The 12,195-nt window shown below is 68.2% G+C and carries 9 protein-coding genes; 5 read left to right on the forward strand and 4 right to left on the reverse strand.

The window, feature by feature from the left end:
- Nucleotides 1-5 precede the first annotated feature (5 nt).
- Both CH42_RS03945 and CH42_RS03950 read right to left on the reverse strand, forming a co-directional pair.
- Nucleotides 6-2,033 (reverse strand): NADPH-dependent 2,4-dienoyl-CoA reductase, encoded by a 2,028-nt coding sequence (locus tag CH42_RS03945; RefSeq protein WP_053351896.1) that lies wholly within the window; start codon nucleotides 2,031-2,033, stop codon nucleotides 6-8.
- 157 nt (nucleotides 2,034-2,190) lie between these two features.
- Complete coding sequence (locus CH42_RS03950; protein ID WP_053351897.1) at nucleotides 2,191-2,394, reverse strand: cold-shock protein; 204 nt, start codon at nucleotides 2,392-2,394, stop codon at nucleotides 2,191-2,193.
- A 352-nt stretch (nucleotides 2,395-2,746) separates the two neighbouring features.
- Here CH42_RS03950 and CH42_RS03955 point away from each other — a divergent pair, with 352 nt between their 5' ends.
- Genes CH42_RS03955 through CH42_RS03975 form a run of 5 tightly spaced genes read left to right on the forward strand, consistent with a single transcriptional unit; the run spans nucleotide 2,747 to nucleotide 8,841 of the window.
- Nucleotides 2,747-3,697: an NUDIX hydrolase gene (locus tag CH42_RS03955; RefSeq protein ID WP_053351898.1), complete on the forward strand. Its 951-nt coding sequence runs from the start codon at nucleotides 2,747-2,749 to the stop codon at nucleotides 3,695-3,697.
- Nucleotides 3,694-5,025 (forward strand): quinolinate synthase NadA, encoded by a 1,332-nt coding sequence (gene nadA, locus CH42_RS03960; RefSeq protein WP_082309281.1) that lies wholly within the window; start codon nucleotides 3,694-3,696, stop codon nucleotides 5,023-5,025. The genes CH42_RS03955 and nadA overlap by 4 nt, the downstream gene beginning before the upstream one ends.
- Nucleotides 5,022-6,770 (forward strand): L-aspartate oxidase, encoded by a 1,749-nt coding sequence (locus CH42_RS03965; RefSeq protein WP_053351899.1) that lies wholly within the window; start codon nucleotides 5,022-5,024, stop codon nucleotides 6,768-6,770. The genes nadA and CH42_RS03965 overlap by 4 nt, the downstream gene beginning before the upstream one ends.
- The gene (gene nadC / locus CH42_RS03970; protein WP_053351900.1) at nucleotides 6,764-7,612 is read left to right on the forward strand and encodes a carboxylating nicotinate-nucleotide diphosphorylase; all 849 of its coding nucleotides are present in this window, start codon (nucleotides 6,764-6,766) and stop codon (nucleotides 7,610-7,612) included. The genes CH42_RS03965 and nadC overlap by 7 nt, the downstream gene beginning before the upstream one ends.
- Nucleotides 7,609-8,841, forward strand: coding sequence for a cysteine desulfurase family protein (locus CH42_RS03975; RefSeq protein ID WP_053351901.1), 1,233 nt, complete (start codon nucleotides 7,609-7,611; stop codon nucleotides 8,839-8,841). Before nadC ends, CH42_RS03975 begins: the two co-directional genes overlap by 4 nt.
- Here the strand turns inward: CH42_RS03975 and CH42_RS03980 are convergent.
- Together CH42_RS03980 and CH42_RS03985 are read right to left on the reverse strand one after the other, a co-directional pair.
- Entirely contained in the window at nucleotides 8,810-10,156 is a 1,347-nt protein-coding gene (locus CH42_RS03980; protein WP_053351902.1) for a DUF4192 family protein, read from the reverse strand. The two genes, CH42_RS03975 and CH42_RS03980, sit on opposite strands and share 32 nt — an antisense overlap.
- A 239-nt stretch (nucleotides 10,157-10,395) precedes the next feature.
- The gene (locus CH42_RS03985) at nucleotides 10,396-12,186 is read right to left on the reverse strand and encodes an FAD-binding protein (RefSeq protein WP_053352053.1); all 1,791 of its coding nucleotides are present in this window, start codon (nucleotides 12,184-12,186) and stop codon (nucleotides 10,396-10,398) included.
- Nucleotides 12,187-12,195: the final 9 nt, after the last annotated feature.

Raw genomic sequence — 12,195 nt, forward strand, 5'->3', positions numbered from 1 at the left:
AGCGTTCACAGTGCGGCCGCGAGTCGAGTGCCCTGATCGATCGCCCGTTTCGCGTCGAGTTCGGCCGCGACATCGGCGCCGCCGATCACGTGCGACGCGCGCCCCGCCGCGAGCAACTCGTCGTGCAGCTCCCGCGACGGGTCTTGGCCGGTGCACAGCACGATGGTGTCGACCTCCAGGGTGCGCAGGGCGCCATCGATATTGATGTGCAACCCGGCGTCATCAATCGCGAGGTATTCCGCGCCGGCGATCATCTGCACCCCGCGGCGCGCGAGTTCGGTGCGGTGGATCCACCCGGTGGTCTTGCCGAGGCCGGCACCGAGCTTGCCCGATTTGCGCTGCAGCATCACGACCGAGCGCCTCGGCCGAGTTTCCACTGCGACGGTGAGCCCGCCCGCGCGCGCGTATTCCGCGTCGACGCCCCAGTGCGCGAGGAACCCCGAGACATCCCGCGGGTCTTCAGCGTGATCGGTCGTGAGAAACTCGGCGACGTCGAAGCCGATGCCTCCGGCGCCCAAGATTGCAACGCGGTCGCCGACCGGCACGCGATCGCGCAGCACGTCGAGATAGCCGACGACGCTCGAGTGGTCGAGCCCGGAGATGTCAGGCCGCCTCGGCTGCACGCCCGTGGCGAGGACGACCTCGTCGAACGCCCCGGCGTCGAGCTCTGCGGCGCTCACCCGCTCGCCGAGGCGCAGCTCGACTCCCGTTTCGGCGATCCGGCCCGCAAAGTAGCGCAGGGTCTCGCGGAACTCGCTCTTGCCCGGCACCTGCAGCGCCACATTGAGCTGGCCGCCGATGCGCGAGTCGGCCTCGTAGAGCACGACCTCGTGGCCCCGGGATGCTGCCGTGGTGGCGCACGCCAACCCGGCCGGGCCCGAGCCGACGACCGCGATACGTTTGCGCCGGGTGGTGGGGGCGATGATCAAGTCGGTCTCGTGAGCGGCGCGCGGGTTCACGAGGCACGAGGCGACCTTGCCCGCGAAGGTGTGATCGAGGCAGGCCTGATTGCAGCCGATGCAGGTATTGATGCGCTCCGGAGTGCCGGCGGCCGCCTTTGCCATGAACTCGGGGTCCGCGAGAAAGGGGCGGGCGAGCGACACCATGTCGGCGCAGCCATCGGCGAGCAGCTGCTCAGCCGTCTCGGGAGTATTAATGCGGTTCGTGGTGATCAGTGGGATCGACACTGCGCCCATGAGTCGGTGCGTGACCCACGAGAACGCGCCGCGCGGCACTGAGCTCGCAATGGTCGGAATGCGCGCCTCGTGCCACCCGATACCGGTATTGAGTAGCGTGGCGCCGGCGGCTTCGACATCGAGCGCGAGCGCAATCACTTCGTCGAGCGTGGACCCGTCGGGCACGAGATCGAGCATGGAGAGACGGTAGATGAGGATGCCGTCGTCGCCGACCGCCTCGCGCACCCGCCGCACGATCTCACGCGGAAAGCGGCGGCGGCGTTCGGCATCGCCGCCCCAGCGATCATCACGATGATTCGTGTGCGCCGCCGCGAACTCGTTGATGAGGTAGCCCTCCGAGCCCATGACCTCGACACCGTCGTACCCGGCCTCACGGGCGAGCCGAGCCGTGCGGGCGAAATCGTCGATGGTGCGCTCGATCTCGGTGTCGGTGAGTTCGCGCGGGGCGATGGGGGATATGGGGGCCTGCACCGGGCTCGGCGCCACAATATCGGCGTGCGCACCGTACCTGCCGGCGTGCAAAATCTGGAGGAGGATGCGCCCGCCCACCTCGTGCACGGCGTCGGTCACCAGGCGGTGGCCGGCGACATCGTGTGCGTCGGTGAGCATCGCGGCATGAGCGGTCAACCTGCCCTCGGCATTCGGCGCGACCCCGCCGGTGACGATGAGCCCCGCACCAGCGGCGGCCCGTTCGCGGTAGAACGCGGCGAGGCGTTCGAAGCCCCCGGGAAGCTCTTCGAGGCCCACATGCATGGAACCCATCAGTACGCGGTTCGGGAGGGTGATGCCGCCCAACTGCAGCGGGGCGAGGAGGTGCGGGTACGTCTGCGTCGACATGGAGCTCCGGGTGTTCTCGGATCGGATCGCCCGGCCGTGCGGCACGAGCGCGATGTTCCGAATGTAGCGATGCTCTGAAAACCTGTCGACAGAAATGTGCCGAACATACAAAAACGAGGTGCGGGGGAAACCCCCGCACCTCGAATGTTCGCGCGACTTAGAGTGCGCGGATGTTGCTTGCCTGCAGGCCCTTGGGGCCCTGCTCGACGTCGAATTCGACCTTCTGCTCTTCGAAGAGGTCGCGACGGCCGCTGCCCTGGATCGCGCTGAAGTGCGCGAAGACGTCGGATCCGCCGTCATCGGGCGTGATGAAGCCGAAGCCCTTTTCGGAGTTGAACCATTTCACGGTGCCGGTGGCCATACTGTTTTCCTTCATGTTGCTGGTCGCGAATGCGACCTGGGTGCCACGGCGACGGCGCCGACGTGGAGACTGGTAGCGTGCCGCATCGCTGCGGCAAATAAAACGTGCTGGAGAATCCCTACGTTCGGCATTACTGGTCTTACTCTGTGAGCCTATACCCACGGTGTGACATGGCGCGAGCGTCGGCTACGCAATCGTTACCTTGGGTGACGATTGTTCATTCGGCTTGACAGTTGCACGATCGCGCGTGATGCTACTTACAGTCATAGTGACTCTAAGTGACCGCCTCGCGTCGATCGCCTGATGCCATCAGAGATCCGCGCGCAAGGTCACCGCGAACCCGGGAGCAGCGATGGAATACGCAGAGGCGAGTGCGAGCGCGCGGCGCACGCTGCCGCCTGCCGTGGCGGTGTCGAGTGTGGCTTTCGCGCTCCAGCCGCCCTCCGGCGCGTTGCGATGCGGTGGAAGCGGCTTTCCAAGTGTCGACGCTGAGCTCGACGACGCCGCACCGTCGCTCTGGATTCCGCTGGTGCGGCGCATTCGCGAGCCCTTCCGAGGGCAATGGGCCCTGCCGGGAGGGCCGACGCACTGGGATGAGACCCTCGCCGACACCGCCCTGCGCTCGATTCGCGACGCCGCGGGGCACGACCCCGGCTACCTCGAGCAGCTGTACGCATTCGGGGGCGTCGAGCGGTCGGCCGATGCGCAGCGTCTCGTGACCATCGCCTACTGGGCGCTCTTCGGTGAGGCCGATCTGGTGAGCGCGCCGTCGATGCCGTCGGCTGATGCCCCCTCTGCGGCGACGACTGCGGACGCGTCGGCCACTCGTGCGGGTGCGGACGATGGACATGGCCGAGAGGCCCAGCGCTGGGATGATCCGGCACCGAAGCCTGCGTCGGTGCGCGTCGCACCCCTGCCGCGAGACCGAGACGTGTCCGATGAACCAGGAAACGTCGCGTGGTGCGCCGCCGACCGGCTCCCGGAGCTCGCCTTCGACCACGCTGAGATCGTCGCCTACGCGCTGGCGCGATTGCGCAGCAAGACCGCGTACGCCGCAGTCGCGCACCGTTTTCTCGGGCCCGTGTTCACGATCGCGCAGTTGCGGGCCGTGCACGAGGCAGTGCTGGGTCACGCCGTCGAGCCAGCGAACTTTCGACGGCAGATGCTCGCTCAAGGCACCCTCACCGACACCGGAGCGCGCGAGGTGGGCACTCCCTACCGGCCCGCGCGGCTCTATCGCTTCCGCGAGGAGGCGGCGCCGAGTTTTCCCACCGATCGTCCCGAACCGAGGAGCCGACCATGACGAGCGTGCACGAATTGATCCGCGGTGCCGCGGCGCGCGAGCGATCCGCAACTGGGCGCCCCGCCGCTCCGACATCGCCGCACCGCAAGCCGATCGCGTTGCGGGCGACCGGGGCGTCGAGCTGCGATTCCGGGCTGGTGCAGGATCCCTGGACCATCGACCGCGCACCCGGGTACGGGCCGGGGGCGTCGAACGTCGACGTCATTCCCGGTGACGCGCCGCGCCAGGGGGCACTGCCGGCGCGATACACGTCGGCGAGCGATGCCGAACTGCACGATTGGATTGTCGCCGCTCGGGCTGCACTCGGCAACCGCGTGCAGATTCTCGGCCACTTCTACCAGCGCGACGAGATCGTGCAGTACGCCGATTTTGTGGGCGACTCGTTCATGCTCGCGCAGGCGGCGAAAGGCAGCCCCGGAGCAGAGGCGTTCGTGTTCTGCGGCGTGCACTTCATGGCCGAAACCGCCGACATTCTCTCGGGCCCCGAGCAGGCCGTGATTCTGCCGAACCTGGCAGCCGGATGCTCGATGGCTGACATGGCGACGATCGAGCAGGTCGAAGACTGCTGGCGCGAACTGACGGCCGCGCTGCCCCAGACCGAGAATGGTGGCCTGCAGCCAGTGATCCCGGTGACCTACATGAACTCGTCGGCCGCCATCAAGGCATTCTGCGGACGCAACGGCGGAATCGTGTGCACGTCGTCGAATGCGCGCACAGTTCTTGAATGGGCCTTTGCCCGCGGCCAGCGCGTCGTCTTTTTCCCCGACCAGCATCTCGGACGCAACACCGCGAAGGCGATGGGCATCGGAGAAGACCAGATGCCGCTCTGGCGCCCGCACCTTCCGCTTGGCGGCAACACGGCGGAGCAACTCACCGATGCGCGCGTGATCCTCTGGAACGGATTCTGCTCCGTGCACAAGCGCTTCACCGTGGCGCAGATCGACCGCGCGCGCAAAGAGTTTCCCGGCGTTCGCGTGATCGTGCACCCCGAGTGCCCCGCGGACGTCGTCGAAGCCGCGGATGGTGCCGGATCGACCGAGTACATTCGTCGCGAGATCGAGAACGCGCAGCCCGGCAGCGTCATCGCGATCGGCACCGAGATCAATCTCGTCAACCGACTGCAGCAGCAGCACCCCGAGCTGACGATTTTCTGCCTCGACCCGGTCGTGTGCCCCTGCTCGACCATGTATCGCATCCACCCCGCCTACCTGGCTTGGACGCTCGAGTCGTTGCTCGCCGGCGAAACCCCCAACCGCATCAGCGTGAGCGACGCGGTTGCGGGTGACTCACGAGTGGCGCTCGAGCGCATGCTCGCCGCGAAACCATGATCGTCGTCGGCACCGGTGTCGCCGGGCTCTCGGCGGCGCTCGCCGCGCTCGAGCGCGATGCAGACGTCACGGTCGTCACCGAGGGCGACCTCGATCACGACCCGGCGGGAAACACCCCACGAGCGCAGGGCGGTATCGCGGCGGCGATCGGCGCGGGGGATCGCCCCGCTGATCACCTCGCCGACACCCTGGCGGCGGGGGCGGGGCTCGTCGACCCCGGCGCGGCCGAAGTGCTGACACGCGAGGGAGCCCGCATCATGCGAGGGGTGCTGGCGGACGGGTTCGCGGCCGATCGTGTGCCGGTGCACGGCAGCGCGGGCGGTGAGCCGGTACTCGGTCTCGAGGCGGCCCACGGTCGCGCGCGCATTGTGCACGCGGGCGGCGACCGGACGGGAGCCGTGCTGCACGCTCACCTGGCCGCACGGGTGCGCACTGCGGCGCGTGCCGGGCGGCTTAGGCTGATCGAGCGTCGTCGTGTGCGGTCTCTCGTGGTCGATGCCGGTACCGTGCGCGGCGTGGTGCTGGCGGCGACTGGCTCGGTGCGCGAGGAACGGGTGTGCGACGACGCTGTGGTGCTCGCGACCGGCGGATACGCATCGCTGTTTCCGGCGAGTACGAACCATCCGTCGTCGGTGGGGCACGGAGTCGTGCTTGCCGCGCGGGCGGGTGCGATGCTCGCCGACCTGGAGTTCGTGCAGTTTCATCCGACCGCGCTCGTCGCTGCGGGCGGCGGCTCCTTTCTGATTTCTGAAGCGGTGCGCGGTGCCGGTGCAGTGCTGCGCGATGACGCGGGCGCGCGATTTCTCGATGGTGAGCATCCGCTGGCGGAATTGGCGCCGCGCGATGTCGTGGCGCTCGCCACGCACCGTGCGTTGCGACGCAGCGGCCAATCTGCGGTGTGGCTCGACGCAACCGGGATCGAACGAGCCGGAGGACCAGGCACCCTTGCTCGTCAGTTCCCCGCAATCTCGCGCGTGCTAGCCGACCTCGGGTTCGATTGGCGCACCGACCCGGTACCAGTCGCCCCCGCGGCGCACTACACGATGGGGGGCGTTGCGAGCGATCTCGACGGGCGTACGAGTGTGCCCGGACTGTTCGTCGCGGGCGAAGTCGCGTCGACCGGCGTGCACGGAGCAAATCGACTGGCGTCGAATTCGCTGCTCGAAGGCCTTGTCTTCGGCACACGGGCGGGTGCCGCCGCTGCGGCGTATCGCGCACGTCTCGATCCGTGGCCGGTGCGCGGCGCGGGAATGGCCGCACTGATCGCGAAAGCGGCAGTGGTGGAGATTCCGAACATGCCGGCCGCGGGTGACAGCGGCCGCTTGATCGATCGGCCCAGCGAAACGTCGATTGAGTCACCCGTCGTCGCACGGGCGGAAACGTCGGAAGTGCTCTCCTCGCTTTCTGAGACCATCGGTGCGCAACTCGGAATCGAACGCGAGGCTTCGGGGCTGGCGGAAATGCGTCGTAGCGCTGAGCACGCCATGCAGACGACTGATGCAGACGTGGTAAACCGGGCAGCGCTCGCCGCAGCGATTGCCCAGGCGGCCGATGTTCGCGAGGAATCGCGCGGGGCCCATCGACGCGCAGACTTTCCGCAGGTCGACGAGCGGTACGCGACGCGTCGCGCGCTGTGCTGGGTCGACCGTGCGGGTGCTGGGGCACCTGCCGTGTCCGCCCGATCACACCCATTCGCGAGTGGCGAACCTGCCGCTCAAGCACCGAGGAGCGTTTCCGCATGCTGACTGCAGCCCTGATCGAATCGGTCGTGCGATCCGCACTCGCCGAAGACGCGCCGTGGGGTGACCTCACCGTCGAACTCGCCATCGCCGAGGACGCTGTGCTCGACACCCGTCTGGTGGCTCGTGAAGCTGGAGTCTTCGCCGGTGGCGCGCTCGTGCGCGAGGCGTTTCGGCAGCTCGACCCCCGTGTCGCCGTGACTGACCTCGTTGCAGACGGGACGTCATTCGCAGCGGGGGACACCCTCGCGCGAATCGCGGGGCCGGCACGGGGGGTGCTGACGGCTGAGCGCGTGGCGCTAAATTTCGTGCAGCGTCTGAGCGGCATTGCGACGCTCACCGCACAGTTCGTGAGCGCTGTCGCGCACACGTCGGCGCGGATTGCGGACACGCGGAAGACGACTCCGGGGCTGCGGGCGCTGGAGAAGCATGCCGTGCGTGCCGGTGGCGGCTCCAACCATCGATTCGGGCTCTCGGACGCGATGATGATCAAGGACAACCACCTCGCAGCGCTCGGTGCGCATGATGCAGAGTCGATTACGTCAGCGCTGAGAGCGCTGCGCCAGCGCGCGGGGCATACGACGTCGATCATTGTGGAGGTTGACGACCTCTCCCAGCTCGACGCAGTGCTCGACGCCAATGTGACGGGAATTCTACTCGACAATTTCTCGACCGATGATCTCGCGGTGGCGGTCGAGCGGATCGCGGGGCGCGTGGTCGCCGAGGCCAGTGGGGGCGTGTCGCTCGATACCGTCGCCGGGATCGCTGAGAGTGGCGTCGATGTGATCTCGGTGGGCCAGCTGACGCACGGTGCGCGTGCGCTCGACATCGGTCTCGACGCCGCATGAATGCGGATGCGGATGCGGGTACGAGTGCGGGTGCCACGAGTCACTGGTACCTCGATGCCGCCGCGACCGCACCCTTGCGCCCGGAAGCTCGCGCGGCGATGGTGGCGGAATTCGACGCCGGCGCAGCGAACCCGTCGAGCGTGCACCAGGCCGGATATCGAGCGCGGGCGTCCGTCGACGCTGCCCGCGCCGGGATCGCGCGTGCGTTCGATACTCGGCCGAGTGAGGTCGTCTTCACCTCTGGTGGAACCGAGGCGAACAACCTCGCGATCATTGGTCTCGCACTTGCGAATCCGCGTGGCCGACACGTGGTCACCTCTGCGATCGAGCATCCGTCGGTGCTCGAGAGCTGCCGGTACCTGGAGCGCGTATTCGGCTTCTCGTGCGAGGTGTTGCCGGTCGACTCCGACGGTCGTGTCGACCCCCGTGATGTCGCACGTTGCGTGACCGACCGCACCGCGCTGGTGTCGATCGGGCTCGCCAATGCTGAAATCGGCACCGTACAAGACATGCCGAGCATCGCCGCGATTACCGCTGCGCAGGGCGCGCTGCTGCACTGCGATGCAGTGCAGGCGGCAGCATCGCTGCCGGTCTCGTTTGGCATGGGGCAGCCTCACGATGGGTGGCCGGGGCCGGGCATCGACGCGTTGACGATCGCTGCGCACAAATTCGGTGGGCCGCAGGGAATCGGCGCGTTGCTGGTGCGGCCCGGGCTCGCGATGGAGCCGTTGCTGCACGGAGGCGGACAGGAAGGCGGCCGGCGCTCGGGAACCGAAAACGTTGCGGCCATTGCGGGGTTCGCTGCTGCGGTGCGTGCTTCGCACGCCGACGTCGGGTCACGGGGCGTCGCACTGCTGGGATCACGGGAAACGCTGATTGCGCGTGTGCTGGCCGAGGTGCCGGGCGCGCAGCTCACCGGCCATCGCGAAGAGCGCCTCCCCGGCCACGCCTCATTCGTCATTGCCGGCGTGAGCGGGGAGTCCTTACTCGTCGCACTCGATGCCGCCGGAGTCGCCGTATCGTCGGGGTCGGCCTGCGCTGCCGGCTCAGACGACCCATCACCGGTGCTGCTGGCGATGGGGATCACGCCGGAGCTGGCGCAGACTGCGATTCGGTTCACGCTACCGACGGTGCTGCCGAGCGCGGTGATCGACCGTGTGCTCGCCGTGCTGCGGTCTGAAGTCAGTGCTCGAACGGTCATGCGGCCTCCGGCTCCACCAGCGGCGTAGTCGCCCCACCGGCCGCTCCGGCGACGAAGCGCGCATACAGTGGCTGGTCGGTCAGCCGACGCAGCATGCGGAGCAGCGGATCATCGGGGTCGATGGACTGCGCTGCATCGAGTTGCCGCTGCGCCACCGATTGCGTGCCGCTCAGCCACCACACCCAGGCGCTGAGCCCCAGGAGCCCGGGTCGCAATGCCTCGGGAGTGAGCGAGAGTGCCTCCCGTAAGCGAGCGCGCAATTCGGGGAGGCGCTCATGCGCGGTGAACTCGGGGCAGATGCTCGCCAGCAGACGGTAGATCGACCAGCCCGGCGGAGGCGCATGCAGTGCACTGCGGCACACTCCGTCAGAGTCAGGCTCTCCGTGTGCGCAACGCCCGACCCACCCGGCTGCAATCGCCGCAGATGACTGCGGGCGCGAGGCAGGTGCGATGCCCAGGTCGATATCGAGCTCAATCGGGATTGCGATGAAGTTGCCGAGCGGATGCTCTCGCCCGAGTTCGACGGGGAACTCCGGTCGGGTGATGACGCCCAGAGCGAGTACGAACCAGCGGCTCGGATGCGCGGCGGCGCGGATGAGGCGCGCCACGGCGTCGGCATCGAACTCGGCATTGCCGAGCAGCCACCGTGTGACCACCGCCGTCTCCGTCATCCACCCGAGCGCGTACTCGGTGAGGTTCCCGGTCTCGGGCGGGTGCGGGGGGACACCCGCCGAGACCGGGAAATCGTGGGGCAGAACGCGGTCGAGTGCTGCACCGACCGCCTCCGCCAAATCTGGATCTGGCTCGGGGATGACACTGAGGTGGGCCAAATCGCTGGGCTCGGCTCCGTGGGAGCGCGCTTCGTGCGCGACAGGGCTCTCGGCGATCTCGCTGAGCGGTCTGCCTTCGCGAGGTGCACGCGAGTCGAAGAAGCTCACCCAGGCATCGGCAGCGAGCACGCAGAGTTCTTGCACCGGCACGCGCTCACGACGCAGTCGGCGTTCGATGCGTCGTGCCAACCGCTGCTGCGGCGGAGAGTCGGGAGAGTCGGCGAATCGTTCACTGGTCGCAATGACGATGGCGAGTGCGCATCGCGTACCGCGCGCCGTCGAGATGTCTCGTGACAGGCCGCTGATGAAGTCGAGGAGAGCCAGTGTGTCGCTCGGTGAGTCGCGTGCCGGCAGATCTGCGCGCACTGCCTGCCCGGAGCGACTTCCGTCGAAGCACACGATAAAGATGCTGTCGGTTGCGGTGAAGCCGGTGAGATGCGGCAGCGCCGCGAGGAAGTCGGCGGTGCCTTGGCACCGCACCACGGGGCGTGAATCGAGTACGTCTGGGGTCATGCGTCGATTCTGCGCGGCCGCGGAACGCGTCGGAGCGTTGTCCACAGGATGCGGACAATGGGGGCGGTGAAGTCGGGAAACTCCAAGGCTGTGAGCGCATGACCTTTCGCCTGCGGTTCCGACGCGCACCGGAGCACATCGATGGAGGCGGCGAGGCCCATCACACGACTGCGGCCGCCGACGTGACCGAGCAGATGTGCTCGGCCTCATCGACGGCCGCAGACGGGAACGTGCGAGCGCTACTCGACGAGCTTGCCCTGCACCGAGTCGTCGGCCTCGGCATAGGCGAGATCGCGGAACGACTCGGGCGCCTCGGGGAGCGGCTCGAAGACCGCGCCGCCGTCGGGCGTCCAGACGAAGTTGCCCTGCAGTGCCGCATCCTGCTCCGGGAAATCTGAGCGGTTGTGGCAGCCGCGCGTCTCGCGACGCTCGCGAGCGCACTCGAGCGTCGCGCGAGCGGCAAGCATCGAACCGTACAGGTCGAAGGCGTGCGCGAGATCATCAAAACCGGCGATATCGGGGTGCGCGGTGACGCGATCCACTCGCTCCTGCAGGGCGTCGAGCTTCTCGAGGCCCGCGGTGAGGCCGGCCTCGCTGCGCACCACGCCGACGTGTTCGGTCATGAGGTCGCGCAGCGCACGCTGCAGACGGCGCGGGCTCTCGGTGCTCTTGCCCGCTGCGCCGTCGCCCACGAGCAGATTCTGCATCTCGGCGCGAGCCTCGGCGACGGCGGCCGGGTCGCGACGCACCTCGGTGAGCCCGGTCACGTAGTCGGCGGCGTCCCCACCGGTGAGGCGTCCGTAGACGAGCAGTTCGATGAGCGAGTTGCCGCCGAGGCGGTTCGCGCCGTGCAGGCCACTTGAGGCCTCGCCGATCGCGTACAGCCCGTCGACGCCGGTGCTGTGCTCGTCGGGTGTGACCCACACGCCGCCCATGGAGTAGTGCGCAGTCGGGGCGATCTCGATGGGCTGCTCGGTGATGTCGAGCATCTGCAGGTCGATGAGCGTGCGGTAGACGCGAGGGAGCTTCGAGAGGATCTGCTCGCGCGGCAGGTGCGATACGTCGAGGTAGACGCCGCCGTTCGGGGTGCCACGCCCCTCCGAGATCTCGGTGTAGCTCGCGAGCGCCACGCGGTCGCGGGTCGAGAGCTCCATGCGCTCCGGGTCGTAGCGCTCCATGTAGCGCTCGCCGAGCGAGTTGCGCAAAATGCCGCCTTCGCCGCGCGCGGCCTCCGAAACAAGGGTGCCGGCTGCGTCAGCCGGCTCCAGGATGCCTGACGGGTGGAACTGCACGAGTTCGGCGTCGCGGATCTTGCCGCCGGCGAGCGCGGCGAGGCGGAACGAATCGCCCGTGTTCTCGTCGCGTCGCGACGAGGTGTTGCGCCAGATGCGCGTGTGGCCGCCGGCCGCGAGAATGACGGCGTCCGCGTGAATCACGACGGGCGCGCCGTCGACGATGTCGAAGCCGTAGGCACCGAAGATCTTGCCCTCGCTGACGAGCAGGCGGGTGATGTAGACGGTGTCGATGATCTGTACGCGCAGCTCGGAGGCGCGGCGCATGAGCGTGCGCTGGATCTCGAGCCCGGTGTAGTCCCCGGCGTAGGCCGTGCGGCGGTACTTGTGCGCGCCGAAGAATCGCTGGCTAATGCGGCCGTCGGACTCGCGTGCGAAGGGCATGCCCCAGCGCTCCAGGTCTTCGATGCCGCGTGCGGCGTTGCGCGTCACGGTTTCCACGATTGCGGGATCGGCCAGGAAGTACGATTCGCGCAGCGTATCGGCGGCGTGCTGCTCCCAAGAGTCCTCGGGGTCCATTGTGCCGAGCGCAGCATTGATGCCGCCGGCGGCGAGTGTGGTGTGCGCGTCGTGGGCGCGGCGCTTGCCGACGGCGAGCACCTGCACGCCGCGTTCGGCGAGCTCGATGGAGGCGCGCAGCCCGGCACCGCCCGTGCCGATGACGAGCACGGAGGTGGAGAGGAGACGTTCGCCACGGGCGGTGCCCTGGGCGTCGACGGTGGGGGATGAGGTGGTCATGCGATCCAC

Source organism: Leucobacter musarum subsp. musarum (assembly GCF_001273845.1).
GTDB lineage: Bacteria > Actinomycetota > Actinomycetes > Actinomycetales > Microbacteriaceae > Leucobacter > Leucobacter musarum.